At 74.4% G+C, this 15,007-nt stretch carries 19 protein-coding genes; 15 read left to right on the top strand and 4 right to left on the bottom strand.

Annotation, left to right across the window (positions count from 1 at the left end):
• Positions 1-97 precede the first annotated feature (97 nt).
• Both BTM25_RS00300 and BTM25_RS00305 read left to right on the top strand, forming a co-directional pair.
• Positions 98-853, top strand: coding sequence for an SDR family NAD(P)-dependent oxidoreductase (locus BTM25_RS00300; protein ID WP_103560751.1), 756 nt, complete (start codon positions 98-100; stop codon positions 851-853).
• A gap of 63 nt (positions 854-916) precedes the next feature.
• Positions 917-3,409: a PEP/pyruvate-binding domain-containing protein gene (locus BTM25_RS00305; RefSeq protein ID WP_103560752.1), complete on the top strand. Its 2,493-nt coding sequence runs from the start codon at positions 917-919 to the stop codon at positions 3,407-3,409.
• On the opposite strand, the gene BTM25_RS00310 is transcribed toward BTM25_RS00305, so the two are convergent.
• Complete coding sequence (locus tag BTM25_RS00310) at positions 3,378-4,196, bottom strand: class I SAM-dependent methyltransferase (RefSeq protein WP_103560753.1); 819 nt, start codon at positions 4,194-4,196, stop codon at positions 3,378-3,380. The two genes, BTM25_RS00305 and BTM25_RS00310, sit on opposite strands and share 32 nt — an antisense overlap.
• A 95-nt stretch (positions 4,197-4,291) precedes the next feature.
• Between BTM25_RS00310 and BTM25_RS00315 the strand changes: the two genes are divergently transcribed.
• Genes BTM25_RS00315 through BTM25_RS00360 form a run of 10 tightly spaced genes read left to right on the top strand, consistent with a single transcriptional unit; the run spans position 4,292 to position 9,046 of the window.
• Positions 4,292-4,588, top strand: a complete 297-nt coding sequence (locus BTM25_RS00315) for a gas vesicle protein GvpO (protein WP_103560754.1) — start codon at positions 4,292-4,294, stop codon at positions 4,586-4,588.
• Positions 4,589-4,609: 21 nt separating this feature from the next.
• Positions 4,610-5,029, top strand: a complete 420-nt coding sequence (locus BTM25_RS00320; protein WP_205647927.1) for a gas vesicle structural protein GvpA — start codon at positions 4,610-4,612, stop codon at positions 5,027-5,029.
• Entirely contained in the window at positions 5,026-5,760 is a 735-nt protein-coding gene (locus BTM25_RS00325) for a GvpL/GvpF family gas vesicle protein (RefSeq protein WP_103560756.1), read from the top strand. The genes BTM25_RS00320 and BTM25_RS00325 overlap by 4 nt, the downstream gene beginning before the upstream one ends.
• Before the next feature lie 3 nt (positions 5,761-5,763).
• Positions 5,764-6,012 carry a gas vesicle protein GvpG gene (locus tag BTM25_RS00330; RefSeq protein ID WP_103560757.1) on the top strand — a complete coding sequence of 83 codons (249 nt, stop codon included), beginning with the start codon at positions 5,764-5,766 and terminating at the stop codon, positions 6,010-6,012.
• Positions 6,009-6,356 carry a gas vesicle protein gene (locus BTM25_RS00335; RefSeq protein WP_103560758.1) on the top strand — a complete coding sequence of 116 codons (348 nt, stop codon included), beginning with the start codon at positions 6,009-6,011 and terminating at the stop codon, positions 6,354-6,356. Before BTM25_RS00330 ends, BTM25_RS00335 begins: the two co-directional genes overlap by 4 nt.
• Positions 6,353-7,117 carry a GvpL/GvpF family gas vesicle protein gene (locus BTM25_RS00340; RefSeq protein WP_103560759.1) on the top strand — a complete coding sequence of 255 codons (765 nt, stop codon included), beginning with the start codon at positions 6,353-6,355 and terminating at the stop codon, positions 7,115-7,117. Before BTM25_RS00335 ends, BTM25_RS00340 begins: the two co-directional genes overlap by 4 nt.
• Positions 7,114-7,389 (top strand): gas vesicle protein, encoded by a 276-nt coding sequence (locus tag BTM25_RS00345; RefSeq protein ID WP_103560760.1) that lies wholly within the window; start codon positions 7,114-7,116, stop codon positions 7,387-7,389. The genes BTM25_RS00340 and BTM25_RS00345 overlap by 4 nt, the downstream gene beginning before the upstream one ends.
• Positions 7,389-7,679 (top strand): gas vesicle protein K, encoded by a 291-nt coding sequence (locus tag BTM25_RS00350; protein ID WP_103560761.1) that lies wholly within the window; start codon positions 7,389-7,391, stop codon positions 7,677-7,679. Before BTM25_RS00345 ends, BTM25_RS00350 begins: the two co-directional genes overlap by 1 nt.
• Positions 7,680-7,737: 58 nt before the next feature.
• Positions 7,738-8,514, top strand: a complete 777-nt coding sequence (locus BTM25_RS00355) for a TIGR03084 family metal-binding protein (protein WP_103560762.1) — start codon at positions 7,738-7,740, stop codon at positions 8,512-8,514.
• A gap of 58 nt (positions 8,515-8,572) precedes the next feature.
• Entirely contained in the window at positions 8,573-9,046 is a 474-nt protein-coding gene (locus tag BTM25_RS00360) for a universal stress protein (protein ID WP_103560763.1), read from the top strand.
• Here the strand turns inward: BTM25_RS00360 and BTM25_RS00365 are convergent, their stop codons facing one another.
• The gene (locus BTM25_RS00365) at positions 9,047-9,562 is read right to left on the bottom strand and encodes an O-acetyl-ADP-ribose deacetylase (protein ID WP_103560764.1); all 516 of its coding nucleotides are present in this window, start codon (positions 9,560-9,562) and stop codon (positions 9,047-9,049) included.
• Between the two features lie 305 nt (positions 9,563-9,867).
• Here BTM25_RS00365 and BTM25_RS00370 point away from each other — a divergent pair, with 305 nt between their 5' ends.
• Positions 9,868-10,704 carry an NAD-dependent epimerase/dehydratase family protein gene (locus BTM25_RS00370; RefSeq protein WP_103560765.1) on the top strand — a complete coding sequence of 279 codons (837 nt, stop codon included), beginning with the start codon at positions 9,868-9,870 and terminating at the stop codon, positions 10,702-10,704.
• Here BTM25_RS00370 and BTM25_RS00375 read toward each other — a convergent pair.
• Positions 10,701-11,774, bottom strand: coding sequence for a winged helix DNA-binding domain-containing protein (locus BTM25_RS00375; RefSeq protein WP_103560766.1), 1,074 nt, complete (start codon positions 11,772-11,774; stop codon positions 10,701-10,703). The two genes, BTM25_RS00370 and BTM25_RS00375, sit on opposite strands and share 4 nt — an antisense overlap.
• Positions 11,775-11,978: 204 nt before the next feature.
• Between BTM25_RS00375 and BTM25_RS00380 the strand changes: the two genes are divergently transcribed.
• Positions 11,979-13,262 (top strand): hypothetical protein, encoded by a 1,284-nt coding sequence (locus BTM25_RS00380; protein WP_146058905.1) that lies wholly within the window; start codon positions 11,979-11,981, stop codon positions 13,260-13,262.
• A 1-nt stretch (position 13,263) separates the two neighbouring features.
• On the opposite strand, the gene trpS is transcribed toward BTM25_RS00380, so the two are convergent.
• Positions 13,264-14,286, bottom strand: a complete 1,023-nt coding sequence (gene trpS / locus BTM25_RS00385) for a tryptophan--tRNA ligase (protein WP_235827960.1) — start codon at positions 14,284-14,286, stop codon at positions 13,264-13,266.
• 218 nt (positions 14,287-14,504) lie between these two features.
• Between trpS and BTM25_RS00390 the strand changes: the two genes are divergently transcribed.
• Positions 14,505-14,990 carry a MarR family winged helix-turn-helix transcriptional regulator gene (locus BTM25_RS00390; protein WP_103560768.1) on the top strand — a complete coding sequence of 162 codons (486 nt, stop codon included), beginning with the start codon at positions 14,505-14,507 and terminating at the stop codon, positions 14,988-14,990.
• Positions 14,991-15,007 lie beyond the last annotated feature (17 nt).

Consider the following 15,007-nt stretch of genomic DNA (forward strand, 5'->3'; position numbering starts at 1 on the left):
GCAACCTATCCACCCGTCCGGGTGTTCCCCGCCCAACCCCGGCGGGCCCGGCGGGCCCGGCGGTGCCGACCGAACCCTTCCCTGGAAAGCTGGGCACATGCGCAAAACGGCTGTGATCACGGGTGCGAGCAGCGGGATCGGCGCGGCGACGGCCCGCCGGCTCGCCGCGGAGGGATTTCACGTCGTCCTGGCGGCGCGGCGGCGCGACCGGCTGGACCTGCTGGCGGCGGAGCTGGGCGCGCTGCCGGGCGCGGGGAAGGTCGCGCCGGTCACCCTGGACGTCACCGACCAGGACTCGGTGGACGCGCTCGCCGCCGGCCTCGACGCCTGCCACGTGCTCGTCAACAACGCGGGCGGGGCGATCGGGCTGGAGGCGGTTCGCGACGCCGACCCCGAGGACTGGCGGACGATGTACGAGACCAACGTCCTCGGGCTGCTGCGGATGACCAAGACGCTGCTGCCCAAGCTCGTCGCGAGCGGCGCCGGGCACGTGGTGAACATCACGTCGCTGGCGGGGCACGTCCCCTACGAGGGCGGCGCGGGCTACAACGCGGCCAAGCACGCCGCGTACGCGGTGAACGAGGTGCTGCGGCTGGAACTGGTCGCCGAGCCGGTGCGGGTCACCGAGATCGCGCCGGGCCTGGTGAAGACCGAGGAGTTCAGCCTGGTGCGCTTCCGGGGCGACGCGGCGCGGGCCGAGGAGCCGTACCGGGGCGTGCCGGGGCCGCTGGTCGCCGAGGACGTCGCGGACTGCGTGGCGTGGGCGGTGACGCGTCCCGAGCACGTCAACATCGACCGGATCGACGTCCAGCCCCGCGCTCAGGCCGCGCCGCACAGGCTCCACCGCGACTGACGACTCAGACCGTCCCCGCCGGGTAGGCGCCTCCGCACGCAAGCGAGGCCAGGGGGTTGGACTATGGCGGAGACGTGGGAGACGGACTGGGAGCGGGAGCTGGTCCTCCCGCTCGCCGATCCGGACGCGGCCGACGCCGCCCGCGTCGGCGCGAAGGGCGCGGCGCTGGCGCGGACGGCCATCGCGGGGCTGCGCGTCCCGGCCGGGTTCCATGTGACGGAGAAGGCGTACCGCCGGTACGTCGAGGAGGCCGGGATCGGCGAGGAGATCCTGACGGCCGTCGCCGACCTCGGCCCCGACGAGGCGGAACGCGCGATCGGCGAGCTGTTCGCGCGGCACGAGCCGGGGACGGAGCTGAGCGGCGCGATCCGCTGGGCCTACTCCGACCTCGGCGACCGCGAGCACGAGGTGGCCGTGCGGGCGTCGGGCGCGGAGGAGATCGCGGGCCTGGCGTTCGGCGGGCGCTACCTCGCCCGGCTCGGCGTGCGCGGCGACACCGCGCTGCTGGCGGCCGTCCGCGAGGTGTGGGCGTCGCTGTGGACGGCCCAGGCCATCGTCTACCGGCAGCGCGCCGGGATCCGGCACGAGGACGCGGCGATGGCGATCGTCGTCCAGTCGATGCTGGAGCCGGAGGCCACCGGGACGCTGTTCACGGTCGCGCCGATGAGCGAGGCGCCCGGCCAGATGCTCGTGAACGCGGGCCGGGGCGGATCGGGCCGGCGTGAGGCCGAGCAGATCGTCGTGGACCGCTCGTCGGGCAAGGTCGCGGCGCGGCGCACGTCCGGCGCGACGGTGCTGTCCGCCCGGGACGCCGCCGAGCTGGCGCAGGTCGGGATGCGCGTCGAGGAACTGTTCGAACGGCCGATGGTGGTGCGGTGGGCGCGGCACGAAGGCGTCCCGTGGGTGCTCCAGGCGACGCCCGTGACGAGCCTCGGCGACACCGAGGTGTGGAACGACAGCATCGCGAGCGACGACGTCTGGAGCAACGGCGCGACCGGCGAGGTGCTCGCGGACGTGATGACGCCGTGCACCTGGTCGGTGCTGCGGCTGGCCCTCCAGGCGTCGGTCCCCGCGACGATGGTGCCCGGCTTCCTGACGTTCGGCGTCATCGGCGGGCGGCTGTACCAGAACGTGAGCGTCCGGAACGCGATCTCGCGGGCGTTCGGACGCGCCGGTCCGCCGGCCGCCCGGTTCGACCGGCTGGCCGGCGACACCGAGACCGAGCCCGCGCCGCTGCCGCGCCGGACGGTGCTGCGCGCGGTCGGGCCGGTGGCGGCCCGGTCGGCGGCGCGCGGCGCGGCGAACCGGCGGCGGCTGAACGACTTCCTCGCGGGAGCGCGGGACCGCGCCGACACCGTCCGGCGCCGGGTCGCCGACGCGCCGTCCGAGCGGGACCTGATCCGGCTGTGGCACGACGACGTCCTCCCGCATCTGCTGCGGTGCGGCCAGATGGAGGAGGCCGTCTCCGGGCAGAGCGCAGGAGGGCTGCCCGCGACGCACCGGTCGGTCGCCGCCGCCGTCGGCGAGGAGGACGCGAACCTGCTGCTCACCGGCGTCGCCGCGCCGGACGGGACGCCGTCGGCGACGCTCGGCCCGATCGTCGGGCTCGCCCGGTACGCGCGCGGGATCGTCGGCCGCGACACCTACCGGCAGCGGTGGGGGCACCGGGGGCCGGAGGAGTTCGAGCTGGCGTCCCCGCGTCCCGCCGAGGACCCCGAGTGGCCGGGGCCGGTGTCGGACGAGGCGCGTGCGGCCGTCACGCTGCTGCGCGACCGGGGGCGCGAGCGCCGCAGGGCGTGGTGGCGGCTGCGCGAGCGGCATCCGGGCCAGGCCGCGCGGATCTCGCGGCGCGTCGCGAAGTTCTCCCGGGTGACGTACCAGCGGGAGGCGGTCCGGTCGGAGATGGTGCGGGCGCTGTGGACCGTCCGGCAGTTCGTGCTGCGCGCCGGGGAGCTGACCGGGGTCGGCGACGACGTGTTCTTCCTGCCGGTGGACGAGATCCTCGCGGTGCTCGACGGGGACCGGCGTCCGCTGGAGCGCGTCGCCGTCCGCCGCCGCACCTACGAGCGGTACCGGGCGCTGCCGCCGTACCCGACGCTGATCAAGGGCCGGTTCGACCCGTTCGCGTGGGCCGCCGACCCGGACCGCCGGACCGACGTCTACGAGGGCCCCGGCCCCGCCGCGCAGGACGAGGACGGCGGCACGCTGCCCGGCTTCGCGGGCTCGGCGGGCGTCGTGGAGGGCCCGGTGCGGGTCCTCGCGCACGCCGAGGACGGCGACCACCTCCGCGACGGCGAGGTCATCGTCGCGATGGTCACCAACATCGGCTGGTCGCCGCTGTTCACGCGGGCGTCGGCGGTGATCACCGACGTGGGGGCGCCGCTGTCGCACATGGTGGTCGCGGCGCGCGAGCTCGGCATCCCGGCGGTCGTCGGGACGGGCGACGCGACGGCGCGGCTGCGCACGGGCGACATCGTCCGGGTGGACGGCACGCGCGGCACGGTCGAGGTGCTGGAGCGCCGCGTCAGGGAGCCAGAGCGCGCCACGGCACGCTGACCTCGCCGAGCCGCCGCCGCGCCCGGCCGCCGAGGGGCGGCCGGGCGAGCACCGGCTGGGTCCGGGCCAGCAGCGCGACGGCCTCGGCCCAGCGGGCGCGCGGCCCGAACGCCGAGTGCGGCGCGGCGGCGGCCCAGCAGCGGTCGAACTCGGCGAGGAACGCGTGGACGCGCTCACCGGGGACGTTGCGGTGGATCAGCGTCTTCGGCAGCCGCTCGGCGAAGCCCGACGGCCGGTCCAGCGCGTCCACGCGGGCGGCGAACGTGACCGTCCGGGGTCCTTCGGGGCCGAGCGCGACCCAGACGGCGCGGCGCCCGATCTCGTCGCAGGTGCCCTCGACCAGGACGCCGCCCGGGTGCAGGCGGGCGCGCAGGTCGTCCCAGGCGCGCCAGGCGGCGTCCTCGTCGTACTGGCGCAGCACGTTGAACGCGCGGACGAGCACGGGCGGACGGTCCACCGGCAGCTCGAACCCGCCGCGCCGGAACGCCAGCCCGGGATAGGCGTCCCCGGACGCGGCGAGGAACGCCGTCCCGCGCGCCACCCGGTCCGGCTCGATCTCCAGGCCGGTGACCTCCAGCCCCGGCGCCACCGCGCGCAGCCGCGTGTAAAGCTCGACGGCCGTGACCGGCGACGCCCCGTACCCGAGGTCCACGGCGAGCGGACGGTCGGCGGCGCGCAGGGCGGCGCGCTGCGTCGCGGCGATCCAGCGGTCCACGCGGCGCAGCCGGTTGGGGGCGGTCGTGCCCCGGGTGACCTCGCCCTGGGGCCGCCGGGTTCGGGGGGCCATCGCGGTAAAGAGTACGAGGTCAGCCGACATGGACGACTCGTCGTTGATCTCCTGGGGTGTTTGAGTGTTTTGTCCCCGGGCACCCCGCCGGAACGATGAACGAGACCGAACGGAACGGCGATTCCCCCGGCCGCAAGCTGTCGGCCGTCGCGAGGGTGCGCAAAGCCCGCGACCAGTTCGTGGAGCTGACCGGGCACGAGCCCGAGTCGGTGTCGGCCCTGCGCCGCGCCGAGGACGGCTGGGAGATCCGGTTCGAGGTCCTGGAGCTGGCGCGCGTCCCCGACACGATGAGCCTGCTGGCGAGTTACCGGGTGACGCTCGACGACGACGGCGAACTGCTCGCCTACGAGCGCTGCCATCGCTACACGCGGGGCCAGGCGGACCGTTCCTGAACCCCCCCGAGGAGGACCCCCATGTCAGTCATGACGGAAGCGAGGACGACCCCCAATACCAGCGCCGGACGGCGCGGATCTCTCTACGACGTGCTCGAACTCGTCCTGGACCGAGGACTGGTCATCGACGTGTTCGTCCGCGTCTCCCTGGTGGGCATCGAACTGCTCACCATCGACGCCCGGATCGTCGTGGCCAGCGTGGACACCTATCTGCGCTTCGCCGAGGCGTGCAACCGCCTCGACCTGACCAACAACGGGAACGCGGCCACGCTGCCCGAACTCGTCGGCGACGTCACCGAGAAGGGCGCGCACGGCAAGTCCAAGGGCGCGCTCGCCGGGGCCGTCGAGGCGATCGGCGACACGATCCGCCCGTCGCGCGACTCCGGCGACGAGGACAAGCAGCCCCGCACGCGCTCGCGCCGCAAGGAGACCGCGGAATGAGCACGTACGTCTACGGCCTCACCCGGTCGGCGCATCCGCTGAAGCTGGCGGGCGCCGCCGGGGTGGGCGCGGAGCCGGCGCCGCTGCGCGCCGTCCGCGCCGACGGCGTCGCGGCGGTGGTGAGCGACGCGCCCGAGGGCCTGCGCCCCAAGCGCCGCGACCTGGAGGCGCACGAAGCGGTGCTGGAGGCGCTGATGGCGGACGGCACCGTCCTGCCGATGCGGTTCGGCACGCTCAGCCCGGACGACGCGACCCTGGAACGCGAGCTGAACGCCCACTCCGGCACCTACGCCGAGCTGCTGAGCGGCCTGGACGGACGCGCCGAGTACAACATCAAGGCCGCCCACCACGAGGACGCCGTCCTGCGCGAGATCCTGCGCCACGACGCCGCGCTGCGCGAGGCCAACGAGGCGCTGCGCGCGGCCGACGGCGGCAGCCCGCGCGAGCGCATGGACTTCGGCGAGCGCGTGGCCGGCGCGCTGGAGGGCCACCGCGAGCGCGACGCCGCGCGGCTGCTGGCCCTGCTGCGCCCGCACGCGGTCGCCGAGCGTCCGGGGCCGCCGGTGGACGGCGCGTTCCTCAACATGTCGCTGCTCGTGGACGAGGCGCAGGCCGGCGAGCTGACCGCGCTGGTCGAGACGCTGCGCGGCGAGATCGGGTGGCTCATGGAGCTGAACCTGTACGGGCCGCTGCCGCCCTACAGCTTCGTCGACGTGGCGCCCGGGACGTGACCGATGGGACTGCTGAGCAACCTCCTGCTGCTGCCGCTCGCGCCGGTCCGGGTCGCGGGCTGGACGCTCGACCAGGTGGTCGACGCGGCGGAGCAGCAGTACTACGACCCGGCCGCGCTCCGCCGCGAGCTGGCGGAGCTGGCCCGGGACCTGGACGCGGGCCGGATCGGCGCCGCCGAGTTCGACCGGCGCGAGGACGAACTGCTCGACCTCCTGGAGGCGAGCGAGGCACGAAAGAGAGGGGCACCGTGACCGAGGCGAGCCTGTGGCAGAGCGGGGCGCCGTCCGTCAGCGCGCGCGGCCCCGGATCGGGGGCCAACCTCGCGGACATCCTGGAACGCGTCCTGGACAAGGGCGTCGTCATCGCGGGCGACATCCAGATCAACCTGCTCGACATCGAACTGCTGACGATCAAGCTGCGGCTGCTGGTCGCGTCCGTCGACAAGGCCAAGGAGATGGGCATCGACTGGTGGGAGCACGACCCGTCGCTGTCGTCCCGGGCGCCCAAGCCGGTCGAGAGCCGGGACCTCGCGGCGGAGAACCGCGAGCTGCGCGACCGGATCGCCGCGCTGGAGGCGGGGAAGGAGACCTCATGAGCCGGGCGAGCTACGCCTACGCCGTCACCCGGGGCCTCACGCCGGACCAGGTGGCGGGGGTGCGCGGTGTCGCGGGCGCGCAGGTGCACCTCGTCGCGCACCGGGACCTGGTCGCGGTCGTCGGCGCCGTCCCGCTGGAGGAGTACGACGCGGACGCGCTGAAGGCCAAGCTGGAGCACATCGAATGGCTGGAGGCGATCGCCCGCGCCCACCACGGGGTCGTGGACGCGGTCGGGGCGCACGGCGCGACGCTCCCGCTGCGCATGGCGACCGTCTACCGCGACGACGACCGGGTCGCCGAGGTGCTGCGCGACGGGTACGAGCGGTTCACGGCCGCGCTGAACACCCTGGACGGACGCGTCGAGTGGGGCGTCAAGCTCTACGTCGAGCCGCCGCCGCCCGAACCGGCCGCGCCGCCGTCGGCCACCGGCAAGGACTACCTGCGCCGCCGCCGCGACCAGCGCCGCTCCCGCGAGGACGTCTGGCGGCGGGCCGCCGAGTTCGGGCACCGGGTGGACGCCGCGCTCGCCGAGCTGGCCGTCGACACGCGCCACCACCGGCCGCAGAACCCGCAGCTCTCGGGGGCGCGCGGGGAGAACGTCCTGAACGCCGCCTATCTGGTGGACGCGGCCGGCGCCCAGGACTTCGCCGAGCGCGCCCGCAGCGCCGACGGTGCGGTGCCGGGGATCCGGGTCGAGGTGACGGGCCCGTGGGCGCCGTACTCGTTCGCCGTCCCGGCCGATCCGGAGGCGGTCCGGTGAGGGCGGGGCTGCCGGGCTACGACGAGTACACGGGCTCCTCCGCGTACGACGCGGACTACCCGCTGGCCAACCGCGAGATCGCGCTGGTCGACCTGCTCGACCGGCTGCTCTCCGACGGCGTCGTCCTGACCGGGGACATCACGCTGGCCATCGCGGACGTGGACCTCGTCCACATCTCGCTGCGGGCGCTGATCTCGTCGGTGAAGGCGGACATGCCGTCGCCGTGGGGCGGGCGCGGACGCGGGCCGTTCGACATGATCGGAGGCGGCTGATGGACGCGCGGCAGCGGCTCGCCAACCGCATCGCGACCGACAAGGACACGGTCGAGCGGGACCTGATCAAGCTCGTCCTGACGATCGTGGAGCTGCTGCGGCAGCTCATGGAGCGCCAGGCGCTGCGCCGGGTGGACGAGGGCGACCTCACCGAGGACGAGGAGGAGCGCATCGGCATGACGTTGATGCTGCTGGAGGACCGGATGGCCACGCTCCGCGACCGCTACGACCTCACCCCGGAGGACCTGAACCTCGATCTCGGCCCGCTCGGCCCGCTGCTCCCCCGCTGAACCGAATCACGCTCGGTTTCCCTTGTCGCGAGCTGCGGCCAGGCGGGATCATGACCCCATGCCCGATCTTTCGAGCCTGCTGGCCGACCTCACCGCCGAGGGCGACGTCCTGGACGCGCTCGTCGCCCCGCTGCCCACCGGCCGGTGGGCAGCGCCGACGCCCGCGGCGGGCTGGACGATCGCCCACCAGATCGCGCACCTGACCTGGACGGACGGCGTGGCGCTCCAGGCCGCGACCGACCCGGACGCGTTCACGGCGGGCCTCGCCGACACCGACCTGGACGTCGTGGACCGTGCCGCCGAGCGGGGCGCGGCCCGGCCGCCCGCCGAACTGCTCGCGGACTGGCGCGCGGGACGGGCCGCGCTCGCCGCCGCGCTGGCGGCGGTCCCGCGCGGCGTCCGGCTGCCCTGGTTCGGGCCGCCGATGGCCGCCGGGACGATGGCGACCGCGCGGCTCATGGAGACCTGGGCGCACGGGCAGGACGTCGCGGACGCGCTCGGGGCCGTCCGCGCGCCGTCCGCGCGGCTGCGGCACGTCGCGCACATCGGCGTCCGGGCGCGGGACAACGCGTTCCGCAGCCGGGGCCTCCAGCCGCCCGCCGAGGAGTTCCACGTCGCGCTGACCGGCCCGGACGGCGAGTCCTGGACGTGGGGTCCGGCGGACGCGCCGCAGCGGGTGACCGGCCCGGCGCTCGACTTCTGCCTGCTCGCGACCCGGCGGCGGCATCCCGGCGACCTCGCGGTGGTCGCCGAAGGGCCGGACGCGGCGCGCTGGCTCGGGATCGCGCAGGCGTTCGCCGGGCCGCCCGGCGCCGACCCGGTCCCGGGTGCCTGATCGGTCACCTTTTCCGGCGTCCGGGCATAAACAACAGCCTCCCGGACATGTTCTGAACATGACCATTCTGATCGCTTACGACGGTTCGGACGACGCGCGAACCGCCATCGAGTACGCCGCCGCCCATGTCCGGACCGACGAGCCCGCCGTCGTGCTCACCGTCTGGGAACCGCTGCTGTCCCAGCTCACCTGGGCGCCCGTCGTCACCGTCGGCGCGCTGCCGCCCGAGCAGGACCCAGGCTCGGAGAAGTACGGGGAGCAGACCGAGGCCGAGCAGATCTCCGAGCAGGGCGCCGAGCTGGCGCGCAAGGCGGGGTTCGGCGCCGTCACCGCCCGTGCGGAACGTTCCAACGGCCCGAACTGGGCGGCGATCGTGGACGTCGCCGAATCCCTCGACGCGTCGCTCATCGTCATGGGCTCGCGCGGCCTGTCGGGGGCGAAGTCCGTCCTGCTCGGCAGCGTGTCCGACCGCGTCCTGCACCACGCGCACCGCGCCGCGCTGATCGTCCCGCCCGTGCGCGAGGACGGCTGATCAGTCCGCGACCGCTCCCCGGAACGCCGCGTAGACGTCGGCGGTGAACAGCACGAACCGCGCCTCCGCGACCCGCGCGGGGGTGTCGCGGACCGCGCGGACGGCGATGCGCGCCGCGTCGTCCAGCGGCCATCCATAGATCCCGGCGGACACGGCCGGGAAAGCGACCGTGTCCGCACCGAGATCGTCGGCCACGCGCAACGACTCCCGGTAGCACGAAGCGAGCAGGTCCGAGCGGTCGGCCTGCGTCGAGTAGACGGGCCCGACCGTGTGGATCACCCAGCGCGCGGGCAGCCGCCCCGCCGGCGTGGCGACCGCCTGTCCCGTGGGCAGGCCGCCCCCGTACCGCGACGCCCGCAGCGCCCGGCACGCCTCCAGCACCTCCGGCCCGCCGCGCCGGTGGATCGCGCCGTCCACGCCGCTGCCGCCCAGCAGGGACGAGTTGGCCGCGTTGACCACGGCGTCCACTTCCTGCTCGGTGATGTCCCCGAGCACCAGCGTGATCTCCGTCCCCACACGTCCTCCTCGCCGCCGCCGCCCGTGGCCTCGCGTCCGGGCGCATCGACTGTAATGAAGACGACGGGGACTGCAATAAACAGTCTGTGGCGGTACGCTCACCGTGGGGCGGCATTTAGGGTGCGGTCCCCGAAGACGAACCCGGTTTCCGGAACGGGGCCCCGGGCGTATCGGGCGGATCCGGATTCGTCGCCCGGCGTTCGACGTCCGGATTCACCCGGTCAGGGAGGGAAACGGGGGTTGATCCGGGGTTATGCTGCCGTCAGGACGACCACAGGGACGTGCATCGCGTGGAGGTTCCCCCCTTGAAGATCTTCGTTGCCGGAGCGACCGGCGTCGTGGGCCGCCGGCTCATCCCGGCACTGGTCCAGGCGGGCCATGAGGTCGTCGGGACGACACGTCGCGCCGACCGCACGGCGTCCATCGAAGAGCAGAAGGCCACGCCGGTCGTCCTCGACGTGCTGGACGCCGCCGCGACGCGCGCGGCCGTCGCCGAGGCCGCGCCGGACGTGATCGTCCACCAGCTCACCGACCTCGCCGGCCGCGACTTCGACGCCAACTCGCGGCTGCGGATCGAGGGCACCCGCAACCTCGTGGACGCCGCGAAGGCGGCCGGGGTCGAGCGGATGGTCGCGCAGAGCATCGCGTGGGTGTACGTGCCGGGCTCGACGCCCGCCGTCGAGACCGACCCGCTGGACGCCTCGCTCCCGCCCTACGCGGGCGTGGCCGCGCTGGAGTCGGCCGTCGGCGAGCTGCCGCGCGGCGTGATCCTGCGGTATGGAGCGTTGTACGGGCCCGGCACCTGGTACGCGCGGGACGGCTTCTTCGCCGAGCAGGTCCGGCGCGGCGAGCAGAAGCAGGACCCGGGCTGGACGTCGTTCGTGCACGTGGACGACGCGGCGACCGCGTCCGTCGCGGCGCTGGAGTGGCCCGCCGGCCCGGTGAACATCGTGGACGACGAGCCCGCCCTCGCGCAGGACTGGCTGCCGGTCTACAGCGCCGCGCTCGACGCGCCCGCGCCGCCGCAGGGCGGACGGCACGCGGCGGTGCTCGGCCGTCCGGTGTCCAACGCCCGCGCCCGCGACCTCGGCTGGAAGCCGTCGATCGCCTCCTGGCGGGACGGCTTCGAGCAGCTCGGCTAGACCGGCTCGATCACCACGGCGTGCTCGGCCGCCGGATGCGCGGCGGCGAGCAGCCGCCCGGCCTCCGCCTCGACGGCGTCCGCGTCGGGCAGCGGCGCGAACGGCATGACGCGGACGGTCGCCGTGCCGCGCGCGGCGTCCATCGCCCACATGCCGTGGACGAACCCGTCCACCAGCAGCGTCGGCCGGATGATGCCGTTGACGGTGAACACGCGCTTGCGGTGCTCCTCGGTGATCACGCGGCTGCGGTCCTCGTGCGACAGCGTCAGGTTGTCGAAGTCGGGGACGAGCCGGACGGGCGCGGGCGTGTCCGGATCCGGTCGCGGCGCGTCCGGAAGGTCGTACAGGGTGCGGCCGTCGGCGTCGCGGAACGTCCGCAGTCGCGGCGCGAGCCGGTCGAACACGGCGCCGAGCCCGGTCAGCCCGGACCAGCGCTGCGCGTCGCGGACCGTCGCGGGGCCGAACGCCCCGAGGTAGCGCAGGACGAGCGCGTCCAGCGTCCCCGGCTCGCCCGGGACGCCGTCCAGCCACGTGTCGAGGTTCGTGTGCCGCGCGAGCCCCGACTTCCCCCACACGCCGCGCGGCGGCACCTGGACGAGCGGCAGCGCGTAGTGGACGGCCCGCGCGAGTTCGGTCGCGTCGTGGCCGGGCCACCGCTCGGCGAGCATCTCCCGCAGTTCCTTCGCGCTGCGCGGCCGCTCGGCGAAATGGGCGCGGGCCGCCGCGAGGGCTTCGGGCAGGACGTCCTCGAACCCTTTGACGACGCGGTCCAGCAGGGTCTGGGCGAGGGGCCGCAGCGCGCGGGCGTCCCGGGCGCTGACGAGATGGATCGTGCCGCGCATCAGCAGGATCCGGACGGCCGCGCGCGTCTCGACCAGCGCGGCGAGGTCGGCGAACGCGAAGTCCGTGAGCCGCGTCCACAGCCCGACGTACGGCGGGTTCGGCGCCTGGCTCTGCATTCCGACCAGGTGCTCGACGGCGTCGAGCGGCGCGAGCGGGGAGCGTTCCAGCAGCAGTTGCCGGGCGAGCAGCGCGCGGTTGAGGGCGCGGCGGTCGAGGAGATCAGCCATGGTGCAACAGCCTTCCAGTCCCGCCGAACGTACCAATCGCCTCTGACAACGGGGGCGGTGGAGGCACTGAACGTCATCGGCCGCTCACTGCTGCGGAAAAGTTTCCCCCGGAATGCACATGTCCAAATCGCACGGCAAAGTAGCCATTAGCCAAATGTTAGATGAACCCGTCAACGGGCGATCTCCACTGGGAATCCTTCTCATGTGGTGAATAATCTGCGGATCGGCCTGGGCATGCCGTTCGCCCGTCCCGTCCCCGGTGACCGGCGATGGCTCAGGACCGGCCTTTTCGTGGCCGCCGCGCTGGTGCTCGGCGCGACGTTATGGCTGGTCCGCTGGTCGGCGGGCCCATCGACGGCCACGCCCGACACGTTCTGGTACGCGCGGGACGCGTTCCGTTTCGCGGGCGTCTCCGAACCGCGCGCGGAGCTGGACGCCGCCCGGATCACCTGCTCGGCGATGGCGCAGGCGACGCCGCGTCCGACGAGCCATTACCGGCGCGGCAGCACGTGCGTGGACTACCGCAGTTCGCTGCCGCAGCGGGCGCCGCAGCGTTTCGAGGACATCTTCACGTCACGGCCCGGCTACGCATTGTTGACGGCGCCCTTCGTGTGGACGTTCGGCCCGCGCGGATTCGCCCTCGGCACGGCGTTCCTCGGCGTCGCGTGCGGCGCCGCCGCCGTCGGCCTGGCGCTGGCGGCCGGGCTGCGGCCGGCGCAGGCCCTGCTCGCCGAACTCGTCTTCTACCTCCTGCCGAGCGGCCTCTGGACGACCCGGATGCTCGCCGAGGCGCCCATGATCCTGTGCGTGCTGCTCGCGCTGACCGGGGCGGTGCTGCTGCTGCGCGAGGTGTCCCGGGTCAGGGCGGGCGCGCTGCTGGCGGCGGGCCTGGCGTGCTGCTGCGTCGTCAAGCCCGCGAACGGCGTCGCGCTGTCGGCGGCGCTGCTCGCCGGGGCGGTGCCGCTGTTCTTCTTCGCGCGGTCGCGGCCGGCGTGCCTGGCCGTCGCGGGGATCGCCGGGCTCGTCCTCGCCGGGAACGGGCTCGTCAGCTCGCTGCTGCACCTGCCGGGGACGGCCGAGACCTTGCAGGACACCTTCACCCGGCACTACCGGCACCCGGACGTCCCGGACGTCTGGCCCCGGCTCCGCGACCTGGCCGGCGAGCTGTGGAACGACCGGATCCTGCCGCAGATGCACGACGATCCGCTCATCCCCGCCGGGTACCTGCTCGGCGCGGCCGGGCTGTTCACCCGGCTGCGGGGCGACGTCGCCTGGCCGCTGCTGCTCGCCGGGCTGACCGGGGCCGTCGTCGTGACGATGCATCCGCTCGGCTCCGAGACCGACCGGCTCGCCACCGTGACATGGGTGCCGGTCGCGCTCGGGCTCGCCGCGCTGACGGCCCCGTCGCGGTTCCGCCGTCCGTCCGGCGCGGAGCCGCCCGTCCCGGCGCCCGCGCCCGCGCCGGCCAGGGAAGGCGCAGCGCCGTAGTTCAGTACGGCATCCCCATCGCCGTGCGGACCTCCGCGAGCGTCCGGTCGGCGACGGCGCGGGCGTGCGCGTTGCCCTCGGCGAGGATCCGGTGGAGCTGCTCGGGGTCGCCCGCGTAGACCGCGCGGCGCTCGCGGATCGGCCGCAGGAACTCGTTCACCGACTCGATCACCGTCTTCTTCAGCGCCGCCGCGCCGCCCGCCCCGACGTCGGCGGCCACGTCGCGCGGGTCCCGGTCCTGGCACAGCGCCGCGAGCAGCACGAGGTTCGCCACCTCCGGACGGTTCTCCGGGTCGTAGACGATGTGCCGGTCGGCGTCGGTCTTCGCGCGGGTGAGCAGGCGGGCCGTCTCGTCCGCCGACGCCGACAGCGCGATCGCGTTGCCCCGGCTCTTGCTCATCTTGCGGCCGTCCGTGCCGAGCAGGACGGGCGCCGACGACAGCAGCGCCTCGGGCAGCGGGAACACCGGGGCGTAGCGCTCGTTGAAGCGGCGCGCGACCGTCCGGGTGATCTCCTGGTGCGGGAGCTGGTCGCGGCCGACCGGGACGAGGTTGGCCTTGCAGAACAGGATGTCGGCCGCCTGGTGGACGGGGTAGGTCAGCATCAGCCCGCTCACCGACGCCTGCCGCGAATTCTGGATCTCGTCCTTGACGGTCGGGTTGCGGCGCAGCTCGGCGTCGGTCACCAGCGACAGGAACGGCAGCATGAGCTGGTTGAGCGCGGGGACGGCGCTGTGCGCGAAGATCGTCGCGGTGGAAGGTTCCACGCCGACGGCGAGATGGTCGGCGACCAGGCCGAGGACGTGTTCCTCCAGCCGGTCGGCGACGTCCCGGTCGGTGAGCACCTGGTAGTCGGCGACGAGCACGAACAGCTCCACCCCGGCGCGCTGGAGCCGGACGCGGTTGGCGAGCGTGCCGAAGTAGTGCCCGAGGTGCAGCGGGCCGGTCGGCCGGTCGCCGGTCATGATCCGGAACGCGGACGGACGGGCGGCGACGCGGGCGTCGAGGTCTTCGAGGTCGTTCACGAGTCAGCTCCCTGTGCGGTGGTCGGGGCCGTGCCCGGACGGGCGCCGCGCGGGGAGCGAGGGCGGACCGTCCGGAGACGGCCCGCCGAGCGTGCGGAGATCGGTGGCCGTCGCTAGGACGGCCACCAGGCCAGGCACGCGTGGCGTTGCATGGGCTCAGGATAGCCCGTTCCGAAGCGGATCGTCCGCGACGGGATCGTCCCGGTTACGCTGGAGGCATGACCACACCGGCCCCGGTCCGCGCGCTGCCGGACCTGTCGTTCCTGTTCAACCACGCCGCGCACGTCCTGCGGACGCAGATGGCGGCGGCGCTGGCCGAGGTCGGGCTGACGTCGCGGATGCACTGCGTGCTCGTCCACGCGCTGGAGGAGGAGCGCACGCAGATCCAGCTCGCCGAGATCGGCGACATGGACAAGACGACGATGGTCGCGACCGTGGACGCGCTGGAGAAGGCGGGCCTGGCCGAGCGGCGGCCGTCCAGCCGGGACCGCCGCGCCCGCGTCATCCGGGTAACGCCGGCGGGCGCCGAGGCGGCGGCGCGCAGCCAGGAGATCGTCGACCGCGTCCACGGCGCGGTCCTGGACGCGCTGCCGGAGGACGAGCGGGCGGTGTTCGTGCGCGCGATGAACCGGCTGGTGGACGGGCATCTGGCGGTCCCGGCGGCCGCGCCCGCGACGCGCCGGGCGCGGGAGCGCAGCACCTGATCCGGATTTAGATCGTC

The sequence above is a fragment of the Actinomadura rubteroloni genome (assembly GCF_002911665.1).
Taxonomy (GTDB): domain Bacteria; phylum Actinomycetota; class Actinomycetes; order Streptosporangiales; family Streptosporangiaceae; genus Spirillospora; species Spirillospora rubteroloni.